The organism is Thermomonospora umbrina, from assembly GCF_003386555.1.
Lineage (GTDB): Bacteria > Actinomycetota > Actinomycetes > Streptosporangiales > Streptosporangiaceae > Thermomonospora > Thermomonospora umbrina.
On sequence record NZ_QTTT01000001.1, the window covers coordinates 1,497,302 to 1,517,842 of the forward strand.

The 20,541-nt window shown below is 73.2% G+C and carries 21 protein-coding genes; 7 read left to right on the plus strand and 14 right to left on the minus strand.

All coding sequences use genetic code 11. The annotated features are described in order from the left end of the window. Positions 1-69: 69 nt before the first annotated feature. Genes DFJ69_RS06460 through sigE form a run of 3 tightly spaced genes read right to left on the minus strand, consistent with a single transcriptional unit; the run spans position 70 to position 2,462 of the window. Positions 70-1,170, minus strand: coding sequence for a sigma-E factor regulatory protein RseB domain-containing protein (locus tag DFJ69_RS06460; protein WP_116021634.1), 1,101 nt, complete (start codon positions 1,168-1,170; stop codon positions 70-72). After that, complete coding sequence (locus DFJ69_RS06465) at positions 1,167-1,826, minus strand: anti-sigma factor family protein (protein ID WP_116021635.1); 660 nt, start codon at positions 1,824-1,826, stop codon at positions 1,167-1,169. The genes DFJ69_RS06460 and DFJ69_RS06465 overlap by 4 nt, the downstream gene beginning before the upstream one ends. Before the next feature lie 30 nt (positions 1,827-1,856). Further along, a complete protein-coding gene (gene sigE, locus DFJ69_RS06470; RefSeq protein ID WP_211328528.1) occupies positions 1,857-2,462 on the minus strand; it encodes an RNA polymerase sigma factor SigE in 606 nt (201 codons plus the stop codon). Positions 2,463-2,742: 280 nt separating this feature from the next. On the opposite strand from sigE, the gene DFJ69_RS06475 reads away from it, so the two are divergent. Next, positions 2,743-3,345, plus strand: coding sequence for an O-methyltransferase (locus DFJ69_RS06475; protein ID WP_116021636.1), 603 nt, complete (start codon positions 2,743-2,745; stop codon positions 3,343-3,345). Between the two features lie 14 nt (positions 3,346-3,359). Further along, positions 3,360-3,932, plus strand: a complete 573-nt coding sequence (locus DFJ69_RS06480) for a hypothetical protein (RefSeq protein ID WP_116021637.1) — start codon at positions 3,360-3,362, stop codon at positions 3,930-3,932. 15 nt (positions 3,933-3,947) lie between these two features. On the opposite strand, the gene DFJ69_RS06485 is transcribed toward DFJ69_RS06480, so the two are convergent. Continuing rightward, positions 3,948-5,411, minus strand: coding sequence for a leucyl aminopeptidase (locus DFJ69_RS06485; protein ID WP_116021638.1), 1,464 nt, complete (start codon positions 5,409-5,411; stop codon positions 3,948-3,950). Between the two features lie 99 nt (positions 5,412-5,510). Further along, a complete protein-coding gene (locus tag DFJ69_RS06490; RefSeq protein ID WP_103938117.1) occupies positions 5,511-5,678 on the minus strand; it encodes a DUF3117 domain-containing protein in 168 nt (55 codons plus the stop codon). Between the two features lie 279 nt (positions 5,679-5,957). Between DFJ69_RS06490 and DFJ69_RS06495 the strand changes: the two genes are divergently transcribed. Further along, entirely contained in the window at positions 5,958-6,698 is a 741-nt protein-coding gene (locus DFJ69_RS06495) for an ABC transporter ATP-binding protein (RefSeq protein ID WP_116021639.1), read from the plus strand. A gap of 32 nt (positions 6,699-6,730) precedes the next feature. After that, complete coding sequence (locus DFJ69_RS06500) at positions 6,731-7,948, plus strand: MFS transporter (RefSeq protein WP_116021640.1); 1,218 nt, start codon at positions 6,731-6,733, stop codon at positions 7,946-7,948. Here the strand turns inward: DFJ69_RS06500 and DFJ69_RS06505 are convergent. From DFJ69_RS06505 to DFJ69_RS06530, 6 genes are all read right to left on the minus strand, one after another. Continuing rightward, complete coding sequence (locus DFJ69_RS06505) at positions 7,945-8,532, minus strand: DNA-3-methyladenine glycosylase I (RefSeq protein WP_281275819.1); 588 nt, start codon at positions 8,530-8,532, stop codon at positions 7,945-7,947. The genes DFJ69_RS06500 and DFJ69_RS06505 overlap by 4 nt on opposite strands. A 2-nt stretch (positions 8,533-8,534) precedes the next feature. Then, positions 8,535-8,966 carry an SRPBCC family protein gene (locus DFJ69_RS06510; protein WP_116021641.1) on the minus strand — a complete coding sequence of 144 codons (432 nt, stop codon included), beginning with the start codon at positions 8,964-8,966 and terminating at the stop codon, positions 8,535-8,537. Then, the gene (locus DFJ69_RS06515) at positions 8,963-9,430 is read right to left on the minus strand and encodes a hypothetical protein (protein ID WP_116021642.1); all 468 of its coding nucleotides are present in this window, start codon (positions 9,428-9,430) and stop codon (positions 8,963-8,965) included. Before DFJ69_RS06515 ends, DFJ69_RS06510 begins: the two co-directional genes overlap by 4 nt. Before the next feature lie 187 nt (positions 9,431-9,617). Then, positions 9,618-10,937 carry an alkaline phosphatase PhoX gene (locus tag DFJ69_RS06520; RefSeq protein WP_116021643.1) on the minus strand — a complete coding sequence of 440 codons (1,320 nt, stop codon included), beginning with the start codon at positions 10,935-10,937 and terminating at the stop codon, positions 9,618-9,620. A 117-nt stretch (positions 10,938-11,054) separates the two neighbouring features. Continuing rightward, positions 11,055-11,645 (minus strand): LOG family protein, encoded by a 591-nt coding sequence (locus DFJ69_RS06525; protein ID WP_116021644.1) that lies wholly within the window; start codon positions 11,643-11,645, stop codon positions 11,055-11,057. A 98-nt stretch (positions 11,646-11,743) separates the two neighbouring features. After that, the gene (locus DFJ69_RS06530; protein WP_211328529.1) at positions 11,744-12,481 is read right to left on the minus strand and encodes a TetR/AcrR family transcriptional regulator; all 738 of its coding nucleotides are present in this window, start codon (positions 12,479-12,481) and stop codon (positions 11,744-11,746) included. Between the two features lie 107 nt (positions 12,482-12,588). Between DFJ69_RS06530 and DFJ69_RS06535 the strand changes: the two genes are divergently transcribed. Beyond that, positions 12,589-13,029, plus strand: a complete 441-nt coding sequence (locus DFJ69_RS06535; RefSeq protein ID WP_116021645.1) for a hypothetical protein — start codon at positions 12,589-12,591, stop codon at positions 13,027-13,029. Positions 13,030-13,045: 16 nt separating this feature from the next. Here the strand turns inward: DFJ69_RS06535 and DFJ69_RS06540 are convergent, their stop codons facing one another. After that, positions 13,046-16,552 (minus strand): WD40 repeat domain-containing serine/threonine protein kinase, encoded by a 3,507-nt coding sequence (locus DFJ69_RS06540; protein WP_116021646.1) that lies wholly within the window; start codon positions 16,550-16,552, stop codon positions 13,046-13,048. A 72-nt stretch (positions 16,553-16,624) separates the two neighbouring features. Then, positions 16,625-17,269: a TetR/AcrR family transcriptional regulator gene (locus DFJ69_RS06545; protein ID WP_116021647.1), complete on the minus strand. Its 645-nt coding sequence runs from the start codon at positions 17,267-17,269 to the stop codon at positions 16,625-16,627. 199 nt (positions 17,270-17,468) lie between these two features. Between DFJ69_RS06545 and DFJ69_RS34850 the strand changes: the two genes are divergently transcribed. Further along, positions 17,469-18,008 (plus strand): STAS domain-containing protein, encoded by a 540-nt coding sequence (locus DFJ69_RS34850; RefSeq protein ID WP_116021648.1) that lies wholly within the window; start codon positions 17,469-17,471, stop codon positions 18,006-18,008. 20 nt (positions 18,009-18,028) lie between these two features. Here DFJ69_RS34850 and DFJ69_RS06555 read toward each other — a convergent pair whose 3' ends face one another. Next, complete coding sequence (locus tag DFJ69_RS06555; RefSeq protein WP_147312226.1) at positions 18,029-18,352, minus strand: hypothetical protein; 324 nt, start codon at positions 18,350-18,352, stop codon at positions 18,029-18,031. A 244-nt stretch (positions 18,353-18,596) separates the two neighbouring features. On the opposite strand from DFJ69_RS06555, the gene DFJ69_RS06560 reads away from it, so the two are divergent. After that, complete coding sequence (locus DFJ69_RS06560) at positions 18,597-20,531, plus strand: APC family permease (protein WP_116021650.1); 1,935 nt, start codon at positions 18,597-18,599, stop codon at positions 20,529-20,531. Positions 20,532-20,541 lie beyond the last annotated feature (10 nt).

A 20,541-nucleotide genomic window follows, 5' to 3' on the forward strand; every position in this document is an offset into this window, starting at 1 on the left:
AGCGGGCAGAGTTCTCGTCAGTCCAGGGTCATCGTGCCCATCGGGACATGTGATGAGCATAAGACCCGATCAGTTCCACGGATTCGCCCATGTCCCGATTCGGGAGGCCCCGCGCCGCAGGCGTCCCCAGAAACCGGTGTCGCCATGCGGCAGTGCCGACACCACTCCGTCGGCGGTGACCTGAGGGGCGTCGGTCAGAACCGTATAAACATAGCCATCACCCGCCCACAGGGCCCAGCGTCCGCGGGATTCGCGGCGGAAGACCGGACGCCCGGCGGAGACCGTCCGACGCCATCCGGCCAGTCGCCGGACGTTCAACCGGCCGCGCTGGACGAACACCGACACCGCCGCCAGGCCGTCGGAGTAGCTCAGATGCACCGGCCCGCCGGCGGGACCGGAAAGCCGCACGTTCACCAGCGAGAGGCCGCCCGGCAGGGCGCGGGGCAGCCGCCAGCCGCGCTCCCGCAGGGCCCCGATCTCGGCGGCGGCCAGCGACCGCCAGGGCGCGGCGACGGCGGAGGGGGCCGACATCGGGATCCGGGGCGCGCTGATCCGCAGCTCGGAGAAACCGGCGGCGCTGACCACGGTGCCGCCGTCGTCGATCAGCTCGCGGTGCAGCATCAGGCCGGTCTCGGCGTCGATCCAGAACCGTCCGGCGGCGCTGCCGTCCCCCCGGCGCGCCTCCACGACCCGGGCGCGGCGACCGCAGACGGTGCCGTCGTCGGCCCGAACGACCGCGTAGTTACGGGTCAGCAGGGCCAGCATGCCGGGGGTGAAGCCGGACAGCGTGCCACCGGGCGCGACGGCGGCCGCCGGGAACGCCTCGGGGGCCGCGGGCGTGCTGGGCGCCACGCCGGCGACGGACGTGCCCCGCGTGGCGGCGCCGGGGCTCCCGCCGGTCGAGTGCGCGACCTTGACCACGGTCCGGGCCGGGCCGCCGGTGGTCAGCATGGTCCGCACCTGCGTGCCCTGGTACGGGGTGCGACGGGCGGCCGCGGCGGTGTCGCGCAGCAGTTCGAGGGCCTCGGGGTCGCTGTCGGCCCGGCGGATCGCGCAGGCGTCCCCGGCCAGCGCCCACGCGATGAACACCGCGGTGGCGAGGCCGCCCACGACCCAGGTGCCCCGTCTGCCGAGCGGGACCGGGGGCGCGGGTTCGAACCCCTGGGTCACGGTCGTGCCGGGACGGGCGAGGTCTCCGTGAGAGGGATCACGCCATTCGTCAGCGCGTGCTCGGCCTCCATCCGGTCGAACGCCGGGACGACCGACGGGCCCTGATCGGCCCGCCCGCCGGCGACGTACGAGGTGGTGCCGAGTCCGAGGACCATGGCGGCCGCGCCGGCGGCCAGATAACGGCGTGGAATGCGACGCCGGGCCGCCATCGCGGCGCCGGCGCGGGGCGACGGGCGGTTGTCGTACGGCCGGGGGGTGAGGGGACGCGCGGGGCCCAGCGGACGTCGGCCCGGCGGCGGGGCGACGGCGGCCCCGGGCCTGCGCCGCGGCGCGCCGGACGGCTCCCGCCACTCCGGTACGCCGGGACCGGGCGGTCGCGGCCCCCCGAAGCGTTCGGAGGACTCGGACTTCTCGGAGGAGCCGGGCGGCTCGCCCAAGGCGACCAGGCGCTTGAGGAAGTCGGCGTCGGGCACGTCGGGGGCCGCGGGACGCGGGGGCGTGGACAACCCGCGCAATCGGCTCTTGAGCCGGCGCAGCGTGTCGGCCTCCTCCCGGCACGTGCGGCAGCCGGCGAGATGGGCGAGCGCGCGATCGCGCTCGTCATGATCCAACTCGTCGTCGACCAGTGCGGTCAGACGCTCCCCCAGACAAGTCACGCGTAGTCCTCCACTACGTGTCCCTCAGCCTCAGCGGCTCTCGGCCGCCGCCATGCGGCGCGGCGCGCGGTGCTCCAGGGCCGCCCGCAGTTGCGCACGCCCCCGATGGATGCGGCTGCGCACGGTGCCGAGCTTGACGCCCAGCGTGGCGGCGATCTCCTCGTAGGAGAGACCCTCGATGTCGCACAGGACCACGGCGGCACGGTATTCGGGCGCCAGCGCGTCCAGCGCCGACTGCACGTCGGCGTCGAAGTTGCGGTCGTCGAACGCCTGGGCCGGGGTCGGCTCACGGCCGTGCAGCCGTTCGGCGGCGTCGTCGGCCAGCCCCTCGAACCTGATGCGCTGCCTGCGGCGCGCCATGTCGAGGAACAGGTTGGTGGTGATGCGGTGCAGCCAGCCCTCGAAGGTGCCCGGCGTGTAGTTCGACAGGGAGCGGAACACCCGGACGAAGACCTCCTGCGTGAGGTCCTCGGCGTCGTGGGGATTGCCGGTCAGCCGGTAGGCCAGCCGGTACACCCGGGCCGAGTGCTCGCGCACGACCTCGTCCCACGACGGCGGCTCCCAGTGGGCCTCCGGCGCGTGCTCGCGGTCACGGGCCGCGACTCCCCCCGTCAGCGAGAGTGCCGCCACGTTCATGGCCGCACCTCCAGCACTCCGCCACTCATGGCCGGGCTCCTCTCTTGCGACGAACATGCCGCGTCGAGGCGACAACGGTCACGCCTGGGCTGGGCGTTCTTGGACCGACTCTCCCTTTGAACGCCGTCGGCGTCCGGTTAGTTCCCCGTCCCGGGGCCGGTCTCCCCCGCCCGGGTCTCGGAACGCGAGTCTTCCTCCGGTCAGCGATAGGGTCGTTCCCAGCAGACCAGGGGCACAGAGGGAGGCAGCCATCGACGCGGTCAAGGCCACCCTGGCTTTCGTGGAGGAGTACCTCCCCGAGGACGAGGCGCTGCTCAACGCCCGGCGGCTCGGCGAGGAGGTCGGCGCGGTGCCGATCGGCCCGGCGGGCGGCGCCGCCCTGCGGTTCCTGACCGCGGTGCTGGACGCCCGCACGGTGGTCGAGATCGGCTCCGGATGCGGCGTCTCGGGCATCTGGATGCTGCGCGGGATGCGCTCGGACGGCGTGCTGACCAGTGTGGACCTCGAGGTGGCCAACCAGCGGCTGGCCAAGGACGCGTACGCGGCGGCGGGCTTCAGCCCCTCCCGCACCCGCATGATCGTCGGGCGTGCCCTGGACGTGCTGCCCCGGCTCACCGACGGGGCCTACGACATGGTGTTCTGCGACGCCGCCAAGCAGGAGTACCCCGAGTACCTGACGGCGGCGCTGCGGTTGTTGCGGCCTGGTGGCGTGGTCGCGTTCGACAACGCGCTGTGGCACGACCGCGTCGCGGACCCGGCGCGGCGCGACCCGGAGACGCTGGCGATCCGCGAGGTCGGGCGGCTCATCCGCGACGACGACCGGCTGGTGCCGATGCTGCTGCCGGTCGGCGACGGGCTGCTCTGCGCCCTGAAGCGCGCCTGACCGGGTCCGGCCGGATGCTCGCGGTACGGCTGCGGCCGTCGTGGTACCAGGCGGGCCGGGTGGTGTCGCCGCTGATCGCCTTCGGGGCCTCGGCGGCGTTCGTCGTCGGAGGTCTGCGCGGCGGCGGCTGGGCCGCCGCCGGGTTCGTGATCCTGGGGGTGCTCGGCGGTGCGTTCTTCGGCGGCGGCGCGGTGCTGGCCGCCGGGGCGCTGCTGAGCCGCCGCCCGCTGCTGGAGGTGGACGACGAGGGCGTCCGCCGTCCCGCGCCCTGGCCCCGTCCCCGCCGCCGTGACCGGTTCCTGCCCTGGTCGGACGTCGCGGGCCTGTGCCTGATCAGCCGGAGCGTGGCGGCGCGCGGCAGTCGGGTGCGCGACCACCTGCTGTTCCTCTCGGATCCGGAGATCGTCGACCACGCCCGGACGGCGCCCCGTCCGCATCTCGTCGCGCTGGTCCTGGCCGATCTCCCGGGCGCCCGGCACGCGCCCTGGGTGCTGATCTCCGAACCCGACTGGGACGTCCCGTTGAAGGCGATCGTCGCCGAGGTCGCCCGTCACGACGTGGACGTCATCGACCGCCGACGCGCGTGAGGCCCCCGGCCCGGCTCAGTGCCGGCCGGTCAGCCAGGACAGCAGGAGGCGGGCGCCGTAGCCGGTGGCGCCCTTGGTGATCTCGGCGTCGTCGGAGGTCGAGCGGCCGGGCCCGGCGATGTCGAGATGGGCCCACGGGCGGTCCCCGACGAACTCGCGCAGGAACAGGGCCGCCATGATCGCGCCGCCGCCGAAGCCGCGCCGTTCGATGTTGGCCACGTCGGCGACGTCGGACTCGATCGCGACCCGGTAGTCCTCCACCAGGGGAAGCCGCCACACCGGCTCGCCGCAGCCGTCGCCCGCCTCGGCGAGGCCGGCGGCCAGCGCGTCGTCGGTGGCGAACAGCGCGCCGTACCGCAGGCCCAGCGCGACCTTGGCGGCCCCGGTGAGGGTGGCCATGTCGACCACGGCGTCGGGCTCCAGGACGGCGTCGGCGTACGCGAGCGCGTCGGCCAGGACGAGCCGCCCCTCGGCGTCGGTGTTGAGGACCTCCGAGGTGCGGCCCCCGTAGTGGGTGATGACGTCGCTGGGGCGCATGGCGGTGCCGGACGGCATGTTCTCGGCCGCCGCCACCAGCCCGGTGACCCGGACCCGTACGCCGAGGTCGCGCAGCGCCCCCATGACCGCCAGGACCACGCCGCCGGCGGCCATGTCGGTCTTCATCGTCTTCATGTTGTCGTTGGGCTTGAGCGACAGCCCGCCGCTGTCGAACGTGATGCCCTTGCCGACCAGCACCAGGTGGCGCTCCGCGCCGCCGTCGGGCTCGTAGGTCAGCTCGATCAGCCGGGGCGGGCGCACCGACCCGGACCCGACCGCGATCAGCCCGCCGAAGCCCTCGTCGCGGAGCGCCCGCTCGTCGCGGACCCGGACCCGCAGGCCCGCGCGCGCGGCGATCTCGGCGGCCCGCTCGGCCAGCCAGGCCGGGGTCTTGTCGGTGGAGGGGGTGTTGGCCAGGTCGCGGGCCAGCGCGGTCGCGGAGGCGATCGTCGCACCGCGTTCGACCGCCGCGGCGGCGGCGGGGTCGGCGGTGAGCACCGTGAGGGCGCCGACCGAGCGCTTGCGCGGGGCCTCGCCGATCCAGAACTCGTACGAGGCCAGCAGCGCGCCCTCGGCGAACGCGGCGAGGTCACCGCCCTCGGGGGCGGCCACGACCAGGCCCCGCCGTCCCTTGGCGCGGCGGGCCACCGTGGCGCCCGCCTTGCGGAGCGCGCTCGCGGAGCCGTCGCCGACCCCGTACAGCAGCAGCTCGGCGGGGCGGTCGCCGAGGGTGAGCGGGCAGGCGACGACCTCTCCGGCCTCGCCCTTGGCGTCGTGGAACGCCAGCAGAGCGGCCAGGTCCACGGGGGCCGTGACACCCAGGGCGGCGGGGTCGACCTCGGGGCCCGGGCGGACGGGCAGGGCCAGCAGCTCGGCCCCCTCGGTGAGCGCGGCCGTGCCCGGCGTGCCGGTCGCGGTGCTGATCCGGGTGTGGATCGGCATCTGGTCCCCCTATGTGCCGCCGAAGTGCGGTGCCATGGCGGTGGAGGCCCCGGCGCAGCCGGGACCGCCACCGCGAAACCGATGGAACGTGAGGTTGTGTCAGCCGACGACGTTCTTGAGAGCGTCGCCCAACTCGCTGGCCTCTTCGGCGGAGAGCTCGACGACGAGGCGTCCGCCACCCTCCAGCGGGACGCGCATCACGATGCCACGCCCCTCCTTGGTCACTTCGAGCGGACCGTCACCCGTCCGCGGCTTCATCGCCGCCATGCGTGCATCCCCTTCCTGCCTAGGGCCGCGTGCCGGACACCTTTGGCCGCGTGGCCGCCGTTCGCATCCGCATCATCCGTAGTAGTCATTATCTCGTCTTCCGGGCGCGAAGTGGTAACGATCAGCATCCAGATCCCCCGAGACGCCGCCTCACGCCCTGTTCTACCTGGTCATCGGGCATCGAGACGACGGGACGGGCCCACTGGGTGGGGCTGTCCCCACCACGGTTCTGCGGGCCGCGCCAATGACTCCCGAGCCCCCGCGGGCTTGGCTGAGCACATGACTCTGATGGACCTCCGGCCCGGGCCGGCGCGAGTGGAACATGTGGCCGAGACCACCGGCCTGGTGAAGGCCCACGGCGCGGTGGAGGCGCTGCGCGGCGTCTCGATCGGGTTCGCCCGGGGCGAGTTCACCGCGATCCTGGGCCCCCCGGGTTCGGGCAAGTCGACGCTGCTGCACTGCATGGCCGGACTGGAGCCCGTCACGTCGGGCCGGGTGGTGATCGCCGGAACGGACGTCACCCGGCTGTCGGCGGGGCGGCTGGCCAAGCTGCGGCGCGACCGGCTGGGGTTCGTGTTCCGGGAGTTCAACCTGTTGCCGCTGTTGACGGTCGAGGAGAACATCCGGCTGACCGGCCGGCTGGCGTCCCGACGGATCGACGAGGAGTGGTTCGCCACCCTGGTCGACGCACTGGGCCTGCGCGAACGGCTGGGGCAACGGCCCGCCGACCTGTCGGACGGCCGCCGGCAGCGGGTGGCGATGGCCCGCGCGCTGGTGAACCGGCCCGAGGTGGTGCTCGCCGACGAGCCGACCGGCGACCTGGACGCCGTCTCCGGTCGCGAGGTGCTGAGCTTCCTGCGGGGCGCGGTGGACGCGTACGGCCAGACTGTGGTGATGGTCACGCAAGACCCGACGGTCGCCTCGTACGCGGACAGGATCCTGCACCTCAACGACGGACGACTCGTCGACGAGCCCGCCGGCGCCCCGATGAGCCTGTTCCCGGAGCGCCTGAGCGCCTGAGCGTTCGCGCCCGGGGCGACCACACTGGACCCATGGCGCTCGGCGGGGCTTTCGGCAGACTCTGGACGGCCGGCACGATCTCGGGCCTGGGCGACGGGGTCACGCAGATCGCCGGGGCCCTCCTGGCCGTATCCCTGACCCGCGACCCGATCTCGGTCTCCGGGGTCATGGTCGCCCAACTGCTGCCCTGGCTGCTGTTCGGCCTGCCCGGCGGAGTGCTGGTGGACCGGCTGGACCGGCGGCGGCTGATGATCGCCGCCTGCGTGGTGCGGGTCGCCGCGCTCGCGCCGCTGGGGCTCGCCGTGGCGGCGGACCGGGCGTCGCTGCCCCTGCTGTACGGGGTGTTCTTCCTGGTGGGCTGTGCGGGTCTGCTGTTCGACGGGGCGTCCGCCACCGCCGTGCCCGCGCTGGTCGCGCCGGAACGGCTGGAGCAGGCCAACGGGCGGCTGCAGGCCACCAAGGTGGTCTGCGAGCAGCTCGTCTCCCGACCGTTGGGCGGAGGGCTGTTCGTGCTCGCCGCCTGGGCACCGTTCGTCGTCGACGCCGGCGCCCTCTTGTCGGTCATCGCGCTGGTGCTGACGCTGCCGGCCCTCGACCGGACGTCCGATACGGCGGCACGGCCGGTGGGCCTGCGGACGGCCATCGCGGACGGGGCCCGGTGGCTGCGCGACCATCGGCTGCTGCGCACCGTCACGCTGACCGTGGGGCTGTCCAACGTGGGCCTGGGCTCGGTGTTCTCGGTCATGGTCCTGGTGGCGCACGAACGGCTCGGCCTCGGTGCGGTCGGCTATGGGCTGCTGCTGGCCACGGCGGCCGTGGGGGGTGTCGCCGGTGGGATGCTGACCGGCCGGATCGTGGCGGCGCTCGGTCCCGGCACCACGCTGCGCCTCGGGTTGCTGCTCGAGATGGCCGCCTACGCGGGGTTGGCGTCGACTCGTGACGTGCTGGTGGCGGTGTTGATCCTGCTGCCGTTCACCGCTCATCTGGCGGTGTTCTCCGCCGTCGGGGCCTCGCTGCGGCAGACGCTCGTGCCGGCGGATCTGCTCGGCCGGGTCCATGCCGCCTACCGGCTCGTGGGCACGGCCGGCATGTTCCTCGGCGCGGTGCTCGGTGGTCTGTTGGCCGAGCGGTTCGGGTTGGCCGCGCCGTTCTGGCTGGGGCTGGGCTGCGCGGCCGTGTTCACCACCGGAGCGTGGCGGAGGCTGAACGACCGGGACATTCGCGCCGCCCGGGAGGGTGTGGGCGGCTAGGGGCGGAGGGCGTCGTACGCGCCTCGGCGGTGGCAGCCGGTGAGGTGGTCGTCGACGAGGCCGCACGCCTGCATCAGGGCGTATGCCGTGGTGGGGCCGACGAACTTGAAGCCGTTCTTCTTCAGCTCCTTGGACAGCGCCGTGGAGCCCGGGGTCGAGGCGGGCACGTCCGCGACGGTCACGGGGGCGGGAGCGTCGTGGTCGGCGTGGCGCCAGACCAGTGCGGCGAGGCCGTCGGGCAGGTCGAGGAAGGCGCGCGCGTTGGCGATCGTCGCCTCGATCTTGGCCCGGTTGCGGACGATGGCGGGGTCGGCGAGCAGGCGGGCGACGTCGTCGGGGCCGTAGCCGGCGACCTCGGCGGCGTCGAACCCCGCGAAGGCCGAGCGGAAGCCCTCCCGCTTGCGCAGGATGGTGATCCACGACAGGCCCGACTGGAACGCCTCCAGGCACAGGCGCTCGTAGAGGCCCTGGTCGTCGGTGACCGGGCGGCCCCACTCCTCGTCGTGGTAGGCGATGTAGTCGGGCGCCGACAACCCCCAGGGGCAGCGGGCGAGGCCGTCGAGGCCCATGACGGGACCGCTCAACGTCACCCTCCGGCCAGCCGGACCAGCCGGCGCAGGCCCAGTCTCATGAACCACCGGGTGAGCGGCCCGACCACCACCCAGCCGGCCCGGCCCAGCGGGCCCAGCGGCAGGTCGAGGCGTTCGGCCCACACCACGGTGCTGCCGCCGCCGGGCAGCGGGCCGGTCTCGAACCACGCCTCGCCGCGCACCACCCGTCCGGTGTGCCGGACGGCCACCCGACGACCCGGCAGCCACTCGGTGATCACCATGGTGTCGAGGAAGCCGACAGGGCCGACACCCGTCCGGCCCTCGAGGGTGGCGCCCACCCCGTGGCCGCCCTCGGCGCGGGTGAACGGCATCCACTCCGCGTGCCGGGGCCAGTCGGTCAGCACCGCGAAGACGCGGTCGGCCGGGGCGTGGGAGGAGACGTCCGCGCTGACGGCCACCTGGCTCATCCGGCCCCCCGGCTCTCGGCCCCGGAGGCGTCGGCGCGCCCGTCGACCGGGCCGTCGGTGAACTCGTCGACGTACTCGTCGTCGGCGGCCTCGTCCCAGGGGGTGGCGTCCGCGTCATCCCAGACCGGGCCACCGTTGGCGGGTTCGTCGTGCCCGGAGCCCCGGTCGAGCCGTCGGTGCAGCTCGGCGACCTGGTCCTCCAGCGCGGCCACCCGGGCGTCGCGCTCGCTCAGCGCGTACGCGAGCCGGTGCAGGGCCTCGTCGGCGACGTCGGTCTGATAGCCCCACAGGCCGTGCGGCAGGTGGAGCAGCGCCACGTCGGGGCCGGTCAGCCGCCGTCCGGTCGGCATCTGGAGCGGGGGGTGGTCGGAGTGCGTCTCGCTCAGCTCCCCGCCACGGCCCATGGCGACGGCGACGACCCCCGCCAGGACGGCCACCCCGGCCACCACGCAGGCCACGAGCACGGTACGGCTCCCCTCTGTCCGGGTCTCCCACCTCGATCGTGCCACGATCCAGGCATGGCTTGGCAGCGCCGTCACAGCTTATGCGCCGCCGCGCCGCCGCCGGAGCGGACCGTTGACCGGCGAACGGGCCGAGAGCCGACGAAGGGCGGGCCCGCGATCACGGCGGGCCCGCCCTCGGTCTGCGCGACTAGCGCTTGATGTGGTGCCAGGGGCCGGTGATCGCGAAGGTCACGCCCGGGCTCTGGCGGTTGGCGAACAGCACGCGGCCGTCCGGGGAGAAGGTCACCCCGGCGAATTCGCTCTCGTTGAGCGCGTTCTTGGCGAAGGAGAAGGTCTTGCCCTGCTTGGTGGTGCCGATGAGGAACTGCTCACCGTCGCCGTCCTCGGCGAGGATCACGCCGCCGCCGTACGGGGAGACGGTGATGTTGTCCGGACCGTCGTACCTGCCGCCCGGCTTGAACAGCAGCTCCAACTCCAGCATCCGGCTGCGCGGGTGGTAACGCCAGACCTGCCCGGCGTGGTCGCCGGCGGCGCCGGAGCCCCGCTCGGCGTAGCTGGCCACGAAGTACGCCGAGTTGCGGCCCCACCAGGCGCCCTCGAGCTTCTGGCTGCGGGTGACCTGCTCGTCCTCGAACTGCTTGCGGATGGAGGTGGTCTTGGCCTCCGGGTCGCCCACGGGCACCCACGTCACCCGGAACCTGGCGCCGACCTCGTCCACGGCGGCCAGGTCGGGGACGCCCGGGACGAGCATGGCCTGCAGCTCGCCGCCGGCCTGGTAGCAGTGGTAGCCGCCCCGGTGGCTCCGCGGCAGGAAGCGGTAGAACAGCCCGAACGGGCCCCCGGCGTCCTCGGTGAGGTACAGGGTGTTGGTGAGGGGGTCGACGGCGACGGCCTCGTGGGCGAACCGGCCCAGCGGCTTGATCGGCTCGGGCTCGGTGCGCCGGCCGGTCGGGTCGACCTCGAAGACCCAGCCGTGGCTCTTGGTCTCGCCGGTGAAGCCTTCGGTCTCCTCGCAGGTCAGCCAGGTGCCCCACGGGGTGGCGCCGCCGGCGCAGTTGACCGCCGTGCCGGCGAGGCTGATCTCCTGGCCGAGCAGCCGACCGTGCCGGTCGACCTCGAGCGTGGTGGTGCCCCCGTACGCCGCCGGGTCGTACACCAGGGCGGCGGGCGCGACCGGCTTGACGCCGCTGCTGCGCTGCTCGTGGTTGCGGACGAGCCGCAGCGAGCCCGGGTGGCCGCCCCGGAAGGTGGCCATGCCGTCGTGCTTACCGGGGACCCGAACGCCCGGCGCGATGGTCTCGCCCTCGGCCGACAGGGCGGTGTACGAGAAGCCCTCGGGCAGGTCGAGGACGCCCTTGGGGTCGGGGATCAGCGGTCCGTAGCCGTGGGCCTCACCGGTGGCGGCGCCGGCCTCGGTCTGGAAGACGGTGTCCAGGCTGCCGGCGAGGGCGATGGACAGCGCACCGGCGGTCCCGCCCTTCATGACGCCGCGGCGAGAGACGGACATATGCGCTCCTTTGTGCATGACGTTCGATCATGCGGAGCGTTTCGGTCACCCGTGAACCCCTGGTGAACGGGCCCCGTACCGGTGATGATCGTCCCTGTTCAGGGACATGACGCGGGTTTAGGGCTCGGCCTCGGCGTAGTCCTCGGCGGTGGGCTCGATGCGGACGGGGCGGCCCTCCAGGAGGTCGAACGCCTCCTCCACCGAGCCGGTCCAGCCGACGGCGTCGAAGATCTTGGGACGGGCGAAGCCCTGGTCGGCGAGGTTCGTCATCAGGTCGCGCAGCGGGTCGTAGACGCCGGTCGGGTCGAGGATGACCAGCGGCTTGTCGTGCATGCCCAGGACCCGCGCCGTCCAGATCTCGAACAGCTCCTCCAGCGTGCCGATGCCGCCGGGCAGGACCAGGAACGCGTCCGAGCGCCGGTCCATCTCCGCCTTGCGGGAGCGCATGTCGGAGGTGACGATCAGCTCGTCGTTGTCCTCGTCGGAGATCTCCACGCTGACCAGGGCCTGTGGGATCACCCCGATGGTGCGGGCGCCGCCGGCGCGGGCGGCCCGGGCCACCGCGCCCATGCAGGAGACCTGGGCGCCGCCGCTGACCAGGGTGTGGCCGCGGCGGGCCAGCTCGGCCCCGGCCTCGGCGGCCAGCTCGACGTGGTGGGGATCGATCCGGCTGCTGGAGGCGCAGAACACGCAGACGGCCAGGCCCATCAGGCGCCGACCTCGTTCACGGCGGACATCCCACCACCTTAGCCGCGCGCCCTTGACCCGGGCCATCGGGGCGTTCGCCGCGCGCGGAGACCGGCGGTTCAGCGTCCCGGGCGGCGGCCTCGGCGGGGTTGCTGCGACCCGGCGGCCGGGATCGTGACGCCCTCGGGGACGAGCGGGTCGGGGGCGACGGCGAGGGCCGAGGCCTCGGCCGCCTCGCGCTCGTCGCCGAGCCCGACCAGCAGGTTGACCGCGTGGGGGGCCAGCACGTGGACGACGCCGTGGCCCTCGTGGCCGAACACGCCGGCCAGCTCCAGGAACACGAAGCCGTGGATCATGCTCCAGAACTGGCCCGCGACGCCGATGACGTCGTCGTCCCGCATCCGGCCGACCGCCATGGCCCGCCGTACCGCCTCGACGAGGGGCAGGAAGGTGGCGTTGACGTCGTCCAGGACGCTGGGGGTGCCCTCGGCGATGATGTCGTGCGAGATCACCACGCCGGTCCCCGGGGCGGTGACGCCGGACATGAAGCGGTACCGCTGCGGGTTGGTCAGCGCGTTCTCGCGGTAGGTGAGGCCGAGCGCCAGCAGGTCGGCCACCGGGTCGTCGGTCAGCGGCACGGCCCGCAGCCGCTCGCCGAAGAGGACGAACGACTCGCGGATCAGCGCCTGGTAGAAGCCGGCCATCCCGCCGAAGTGGGTGTAGACGACCTGGGTGGACGCTCCGATCTCCGACGCGAGCTTGCGGGCGTTCAACGCCTCCGGGCCGTCCTGCTCGAGCAGGCGGATGCCCGCCTCGAGCAGTCGTTCCCGCGGGCCTTCCCCTGGACCAATCGCCACGACAATGTTATACCCCGTTGTCGCGCCCGCCTTCGCCGCGACGCACGTTCCCGCTACCGTTCGGGGTGCGCGAATGCGCCGGAACCGGGTCTTCAGGGAGAATACGCATGCGCTACACGACGCTGACCGCGACGGTGCTGTCGGTGCTCGCCGTGACGACGGCCTGCTCCTCCACCGAGAACTCCGCGCTCCGGCAGATCCAGCCCAACACGACCGTCTACATCGACGGCTACAACCAGGCGGGCGACGAGGGCGACCGGGCCCTCGTCGAGCAGAAGCCCTCGGGCATGTGGGTCGTCCCCATCGACGCCCCCTTCCGCGCCAGCCGTGTCGGCGGCTTCACCGTCCGGGTGACGCTGGACCCCCGACGGGGCTTCGTCGTCACCGACCTGGGCGGCATCGTGGTCGGCAGGGACCACGACAACTGTTTGGAGGCCGGCGAGACCTACGCGTTCCTCGACGTGCCGGCCACCGGTCTCCGCTGGGAGACGCCGAAGGGCGGCTCCGGCGGCGACAACGACGACTGCCAGGTCATCCCGACCGACTGACCCGCCCCGAGCCGTTTCAGCAGGTCTTGCGGTACGGCAGCGACGGAACGTGCGTCCTCCAGTCCGCCGGGGGCAGCGGGCCCAGACGCCGGCAGAGGTCCGCGCGGATCGCGGCCGGGTCGATGAGGTGCGTGCGGAGCCTGCCCTTGTCGTCGAGGCTCAGGACGTGGGAGCCGTCACGGGTGAAGACGACGGCCCTGGCCCCGTAGTACTCGCCGGCGTCCTTCTCGGCGACGTGGTGGCCGGTGAGGTGCAGGCCGAGGGCGCGTTTGCGCCGGATGTCCCACAGGCGGATCCGTCCGTAGCCGTCGGAGGCGGCGACCAGGCCGTCCTCGGAGAACGCCATGGCGCCCTCGGGGGGCGAGCCGAGCCAGGCGGTGGCGGTCGGGCGCAGGCTCCGGGAGTCCCAGAACTCGACGGTGCGCTCCCGGGCGGCGGCGATCAGGCCGCGGGGGTCGATCGCCCGCGCCGAGTCGAGGCCGGCCGGCGGCACCAGGCGCTTGCCCGTCGCGACGTCCACGACGCCCTGGTCGACGGACGAGACGACGGTGCGGCTGTCCGGGCTGAAGAGGATCTGCGGGTCGCCATAGATGCTGAACCCGGCGCCCAGCTCGCTCGGCGTGGCGGTCTGCCCTGTGGACGTGGCCCGGCGGGTGCCCGTCCGGACGTCCCACAGGTCGAGGACGGTGGGCGCGTCGTCGTAGGTGAGCGTCGCCAGCGTGCGGCCGTCCGGGGAGAAGGCGACCGGCTGTTCAGTGACCAGGCGCTTGTTCGTCGTGAGGGTCAGCGTCTTGGCCTTCGCGGGCACGTCCCACAGCTCGATGCGGCCGTCGCGGCGGATGTCGGCGAGCAGGCGTCCGTCCCGGGAGAGCACGTAGTTGCCGTCGCTCGACGCCGAGGGGATGGGCAGCGAGCCGCGCATGACCCTCTTGACCGGGTCCCAGACGTCCAGCGTCTGCGCGGTCTGGACGACGAGGGTGGAGCCGTCGCCGCTGAGCGCCGCCGCGTCGACGAAGGGGGCCGGACGGCCGAGGCGTGCCGTGTCGTGGATCGTGCGCAGGGAGATGTCGTTCACCTGGTCCCGGGAGTCCACGCAGCGCAGGGTGCGACCGCCGGGGCCGAAGGCGTCGTTGTAGCAGTCCTCGATGTTGTAGCGGAACACCGGTACGTCATGGGCGGAGGTGGGGTCCCAGATCGTGCCGCCGACCCTGACGTACCTGCTGTCGGGGGTGAAGTCGAGCGAGCCGTAGCGCTTCACCGTCGGGATCGTGCGGGTCACCGTGGTCCCCTCGCCGAGGAGGACGACCCGCAAGGTCCGCTCGCCCTGCCGGACGGCGAGCGCGTCGCCCTTCGCGCTGACGGCGAGGTCTTCGATGTCCTCCTTGCCGAGCCGGAGTCCCTCGACGCGGATCTCCTTCCTCGTCTCGAGGTCCCAGACCTCCAGCTCGGCCCCGCGGGAGCCGATCAGACTCTTGCCGGTCATGACCGCCGCGGTGAAGTGGTACGGGCGTTCGAAGACGACCTTCGCCGTGGCCGTGTCGCGCACCAGGGTCCGCTTGTTCTGGATCGACAGGACCCGGGTGCCGTCGGGGTTGAGCGCGACGTACGGTTCGGGGACCTTGAACGTCACGGGGCGCGGTCGCCCGGTCGCCACGTCGTGGATCTCGACCGTGCCGTCCTGGTGCAGCACCGAGATGACCTTGCCGTCGTCGCTCATCGACAGGCCCGGCTGGAACCGCACGATCGGTGTGCCCGGGACCGTGAACTCGCGGACCACCCGGCGCGCGTCGAGGTCGACGATCTTGACGTTGCGGTCCTTGGCGTAGGCGAGCAGCCGCCCCTGGTCGGCGAAGGTCTTCCCCCACGACCCCTGGATCCCCGGCGGCGCGTAGCTGCCCTCCTCCCACTGGTGGTACAGCGTCACCAGCGCGTTGCGTGTGTCGAACGAGTCGGGGGCCAGGGCCCCCGCGACGACGGCCAGCCGCCGGGCGGTGAGCGGGTCGACGCGGCGCAGGCCGGTGGCGACGTCCGCGACCTGGGAGCTGATCGCCTCGTCGCGCTGCTGCGAGATGGCCTCGTTCTTGTCCGACAGGCTCCGGCTCTGCATCACCGAGGTGCCGGCCGTTCCGGTCGACAGGACCAGGAGGACGGCGAGCGCCACGCTCAGCAGGGTGCGGTTGCGGCCTCGCCGGCGGGCGGCGGTGATCGAGCCGTCGAGGTAGGCGCGTTCGAGGAGGTTCAGGGTGAGGTGCCGGCGTCCCGCGACGGCGCCGGTGATGGCCTCGTCCAGGGAGGTGCCGTGCAGGAGGTCGCCGGGCTTGCGGCCGTGGTCGTTCCAGCGTCGGGCGGCGTCGGCGAGCGTGTGGTGCGCCTCCAGGACGGGGCTCTCGTCGGCGGCCCAGGCGCGCAGCCGCGGCCAGGCGCGGACCAGCGCGGGACCGGCGAGCGAGAAGCGGCCGCCGTCGTGGACGAGGATCCCCGCCCCGATCAGGCCGGCGAGCACCCGGTTGAGCACCGCCTCGGACGTCTCGGAGTCCAGGAGGTCGGGGAAGGCGACGGCGCGGAACGAGCCGGGGGTGCTGCCGACCATCCGGAGCAGGACGCGCGGGACCGCCGCGCGGGCCTCGGGGTCGAGGTTCGCGTACGCCTGCTCGGCCGTCTCCGCGAGGGACGGGGCGATGCCGGCGGCCGGGAGCGCGGCGGCGGCGCTCTTCCCGGCCTCCAGCGGGGCGTTGCCGATGAGACCCTCGAGGAGCTCCCGGGCGGTGGGACGGCCGGCGGGGTCGCGGGAGAGGGCGCGTTCGACCAGCGTGAGCAGTGACGGGGGCACTGCGCCGAGGTCCGGCCGGGTGTTGAGCACCTGGTGGGCGATCGAGGGAAGGGTGTCGGCGTCGAACGGGGGCCGTCCCGTCGCGGCGTACAGCACGACCGTGCCCCAGGCCCAGATGTCGACGGCCGCCGTGGCGGGCCGCCCCTGGAACACCTCGGGCGCCATCCAGCGGGGGGTGCCCTTCATCGCGGTCGCGCTGCGGGACATCTCCTCGGTGCGGGCGATGCCGAAGTCGATGACCCGCGGCCCGTCGGGGCCGAGCAGGACGTTGGCCGGCTTCAGGTCGCGGTGCACGACCCCGGCCTGATGGATGGAGGCCAGCGCGGTCGCGATGCCGATGGCGAGACGGAACAGCTCGTCGGGGCCGTAGGGCCCGTGGTGCTCCACCCAGGACTGCAGGTTGGGACCGGGGACGTACTCGCTGACCAGGTACGGCGGCACGTGGTCGAGGTCGGTCTCGATCACCCGGGCGGTGCAGAACGACGCGACCCTGCCGAGCGCGGCGACCTCCTTGCTCAACTGGTCGCGGTAGACGTCGTTGATCGCGTCGACGTGCAGTGCCTTGACGGCGACGCGCGTGCCGGCGGCGTCGTAGCCCTCGTAGACGACGCCCTGACCGCCGGCCCCGAGCCGGCCGGCGAGCCAGTAGGAACCGAGGTGCCGGGGATCGGTGGACTGCAGCGGTGCGGCCACGGTGATGCCTCGTCTCTGGCGGAGTCATGATCAGAGAGCAGGGAGACAATACCGTCTTTTTGAGCCGGGGGGTCAGCCGGGCCCGGTCCCGGGGCCGAACGCGCCGCGGTTCCAGAGGAGGCGGACGTGGTCGATCACCTTGGGGCCCACCGCGCGCAGGCCCTCGCGGTCGTTCTCCGCGACCGGGGCCGTGATGAGGGCGATGATCGCGGCGGTGACCATGCGGCACGCCAGCAGGCCCACCTCGTCGGTGACGCCCAGGATGTCGGCGTGGACCTCGGCCATGGCCTGGTGGAAGTCGTTGCGGTGGGCGACGGCCCGCGGGCCTGCGGCATAGGTCTCGACCAGGCAGAGACGGGTCGAGGGCCACTCCGCCTCGAGGGCGTCCAGATAGGCGGCGACACCCCGCTCATAGCGCTCCAGCGGGTCGGCGACCGCGCCGGACGAGCCGAGCGCCTCCGCGACCCGTTCGAGGAGCCGTCCGGCCGAGCCGTCCAGGGCGGCCATGAAGCAGTCGATCTTGGAGTCGAACAGCCGGTAGAAGCTCAGCCGCGACACCCCGGCGCGCTTGAGGACGTCCTCCACGGCGGTGCCGGCGTAGCCCTTCTCCGCCATGACCTCGGCCATCGCCTGACAGAGCCGCGCACGCTGCAGCCGGGCCACCTCTTCGGGCGGCAGCGCGTTCCGCCCCCGCGGCAACCGGCGCATCGTCGACATCCGTTCACCTTAGGACAGTCGTTCCGCGGTCCGATGATGAAGAAGTGAGCGTACGAGGACCTCACCCTCTCGCCTGGTTCAGCGAACCGACCCCGCAGGCGCGTGCGAGGGACCGGCCCGTCAAGTGACAGGAATGTTCGTCGCCCGACGGGTACATCCATGACGGCGAGACGACCATCGGTCAAACGGGGTGTGAGAGATGCCGGTCAACAGGCCGCAGATGCACGTGACCACGGCGGAGCCTCCGCGGGGCGAGAACGGCGAGGATCGGGTGGTGGTGCGGGCGGTCGGGGAGTTGGACCTGGCGACGGCGCCCCTGCTCCGAGGGCACCTGGCCCGCGTGCTGCTGACCCATCGCCGCCCTCGCGTGGTGCTGGATCTGGCCGACCTCACGTTCTGCGACTCCAGCGGCCTGAGCGTGCTGATCGAGGCCCACAAGCGGCTGCGGGCCGCCGCCGGGGGCCTGATCCTCTCCGGGGTGACCGGCCAGCCCGCGCTGCTGCTGGAGCGCACCGGCCTGAACCGGCTGTTCGTCCTCACCGACGGCACCGACGCGGGCGACACCGGCACCGTGGGGACGGACGCGGGCAGGCGTGCGGGCGCGGTGATGGCGAGCGCCCGGGCGCGCGTGCCGAACCCGTCGGGCTCTCCCCCGTCCGGGCTCACCTGGTCGGGCGTTCCGGGATCCCACCATGTCCGCACGCCGGCGGCGGGCACCTCACGGCGGTCGGGGCGCTGAACGCGGCGCTCCAGAACGGGTCAGCGACGTCGCGCGGCGCGCACCACCGGACGCCGCATCGCCCACCACCCGGCGGCCAGTACCGGGCCGAACGCCGCCGCGGCCACCGTCAGCAGGAGCACCGCCATCGGCCAGGTGCCCTGCAACAGGTACGCCACCGAGAGCATCCCGGTCCCGAGCGCCACCACCGCCGAGCCCATCACCGCGCCGGCCGCGACGCCGGCCACCATCACCCGCGCCACCACCCGGCCCCCGTCGGCCACCGAGCCCATCAGCGAACCCGCCGGCCCCGCCGGCAGGCCCGGCATCGAGCGCCGCCGCACGGCCGCCGCATGGCGACCCACCCACCTCCACCACACACCGCAACCACTCATGTACCAACTGTTACCCATCAGGGGTGGACGCGCACCCCGGCACACCCCATGGACTGCTGAAGAGGTCCCGTGTCATCTCCCGGGGTAGAGCCTTGCCGACCGGTCGTGACGGATCCGGGCGGTCGCGGCCGGGGCCACTGAGCGGCCCCGGTGGGGGGTTTGAGTAAGGTTGCCTGTTTTCGGTGACCGGTCGGAAGGCGTGGGGTGAGCGGCGGTGAGTGGGGAGGCCCAGCGGGCGGGGGGATCGGCGGTGCGGCGGTGGCTGCTCCAGGGACTGCAGCGACCCGGCCGTAAGGCGGGCCCCCATCCCGGAGGCGTCCCCGAGCACGAACAGGTGCCGCACCGGCAGCATCGCTGGTGGCAGGTGATGTGCCTCACCGGCGTCGACTACTTCTCGACGCTGGGCTATCAGCCCGGCATCGCCGCCCTGGCCGCCGGGGCGCTCAGCCCGATCGCGACGCTGGTGCTGGTCGCGTTGACGCTGTTCGGGGCGCTGCCGGTCTACCGATCGGTGGCGGGGCAGAGCCCCCACGGGCTGGGCTCGCTGTCGATGCTGGAGAACCTGCTGCCCGGCTGGCGCGGGAAGCTGCTCGTGCTGTTCCTGCTGGGCTTCGTCGCCACCGCGTTCATCGTCACGATCACCCTGTCGGCCGCCGACGCCACCGCGCACGTCCTGCACAACCCGTTCGTCCCGGCCGGGCTCGCGGGCTGGCAGGTGCCGGTCACGCTGCTGCTCATCGCGGCGCTCGGGGCGGTGTTCCTGGTCGGGTTCGCCGAGGCCATCTCGATCGCGGTCGTGCTCGTGGCGGTGTACCTGACGTTGAACGTCGTGGTGGTGGGCACGGCGATCGCCCAGGTCGTCGGCGATCCGGGGCTCGTCACCGACTGGCGGACCGTCCTGGAGGCCGACCACTCCAGCCCGTTGGCGATGATCGCCGTCTCGCTCTTCGTGATGCCGAAGCTGGCCCTGGGCCTGTCCGGGTTCGAGACCGGCGTGGCCGTGATGCCGCTGGTGAAGGGCGACGTGCGGGAACGGATCCGGGGCGCCCGCCGGCTGCTGACCACGGCGGCGGTCATCATGAGCGTGTTCCTCGTCACCTCCAGCTTCACGACGACCGTGCTGATCCCGGAGAAGGAGTTCGAGGAGGGCGGGCAGGCCAACGGGCGGGCGCTGGCGTACATCGCCCACGAGTACCTCGGCGACTGGTTCGGCACCGCCTACGACCTGTCCACGATCGCGATCCTGTGGTTCGCGGGCGCGTCGGCGATGGCCGGACTGATCAACATCGTGCCGCGCTATCTGCCCCGGTACGGCATGGCGCCGGACTGGACGCGGGCGACGCGGCCCATGGTCTTCATCTTCACCGGGGTCTCGTTCGCGATCACGGTGTTCTTCGGGGCCGAGGTCGAGGCGCAGGGCGGCGCGTACGCCACCGGCGTGCTCGCGCTGATCCTGTCGGCGGCGGTCGCCGCGACACTGGCGGCCTGGCGGCGGGGGCGACGCCGCGCGGCCGGCGCGTTCGGCCTCACCACCCTGGTGTTCACCTACGCCACGGTCGCCAACATCATCGAACGCCCCGACGGCCTGGTCATCTCGGTGCTGTTCTGCGTGGCGATCGTGGTGACCTCGCTGGTCTCCCGGGCGACGCGTTCGACCGAACTGCGCGTCACGAGCGTGACCCTGTGCGACGAGGCCCGCCGCTATCTGAGCGAGGTCGGCGACATCCGGTTCATCGCCAACGAGCCGGACCGTCGCGACCACCGCGAGTACGTCGACAAGGCGCGCGAGGCGTGGGAGCTGCATCGGCTGCGCAGCGACGAACGGCTGGTCTTCCTGGAGATCACCGTCACCGACGCCTCGCAGTTCGAGATCGAGCTGCGCGTGGAGGCCGAGGAACGTCACGGATACCGGATCATGACGGCCCGCAGCCCCAGCGTCTCCAACGCCATCGCCGCCATCCTGCTGGAGACCCGCGACCAGACGGGCCGGCTCCCCCACGTCTACTTCCACTGGGCGGAGGGCAACCCCGTGAAGGCCATGCTGCGCTACCTGATCTTCGGCGGCGGCGACGTGCCGCCGCTCACCCGCGAGATCCTCCGCCAGGCCGAGCCCGACGCCGCGCGACGCCCCCTGGTCCACGTCGGCTGAACGACCGAGG

What these genes read in the sequence shown, in the direction of transcription:
- sigE (WP_211328528.1), bottom strand. Translation starts at nt 2,462, where the DNA reads ATGAACGTGGCGGCACTCTCGCTGACGGGGGGAGTCGCGGCCCGTGAC.
- DFJ69_RS06480 (WP_116021637.1), top strand. Translation starts at nt 3,360, where the DNA reads ATGCTCGCGGTACGGCTGCGGCCGTCGTGGTACCAGGCGGGCCGGGTG.
- DFJ69_RS06485 (WP_116021638.1), bottom strand. Translation starts at nt 5,411, where the DNA reads ATGCCGATCCACACCCGGATCAGCACCGCGACCGGCACGCCGGGCACG.
- DFJ69_RS06490 (WP_103938117.1), bottom strand. Translation starts at nt 5,678, where the DNA reads ATGGCGGCGATGAAGCCGCGGACGGGTGACGGTCCGCTCGAAGTGACC.
- DFJ69_RS06495 (WP_116021639.1), top strand. Translation starts at nt 5,958, where the DNA reads ATGACTCTGATGGACCTCCGGCCCGGGCCGGCGCGAGTGGAACATGTG.
- DFJ69_RS06500 (WP_116021640.1), top strand. Translation starts at nt 6,731, where the DNA reads ATGGCGCTCGGCGGGGCTTTCGGCAGACTCTGGACGGCCGGCACGATC.
- DFJ69_RS06510 (WP_116021641.1), bottom strand. Translation starts at nt 8,966, where the DNA reads ATGAGCCAGGTGGCCGTCAGCGCGGACGTCTCCTCCCACGCCCCGGCC.
- DFJ69_RS06520 (WP_116021643.1), bottom strand. Translation starts at nt 10,937, where the DNA reads ATGTCCGTCTCTCGCCGCGGCGTCATGAAGGGCGGGACCGCCGGTGCG.
- DFJ69_RS06525 (WP_116021644.1), bottom strand. Translation starts at nt 11,645, where the DNA reads ATGGGCCTGGCCGTCTGCGTGTTCTGCGCCTCCAGCAGCCGGATCGAT.
- DFJ69_RS06535 (WP_116021645.1), top strand. Translation starts at nt 12,589, where the DNA reads ATGCGCTACACGACGCTGACCGCGACGGTGCTGTCGGTGCTCGCCGTG.
- DFJ69_RS06545 (WP_116021647.1), bottom strand. Translation starts at nt 17,269, where the DNA reads ATGTCGACGATGCGCCGGTTGCCGCGGGGGCGGAACGCGCTGCCGCCC.
- DFJ69_RS34850 (WP_116021648.1), top strand. Translation starts at nt 17,469, where the DNA reads ATGCCGGTCAACAGGCCGCAGATGCACGTGACCACGGCGGAGCCTCCG.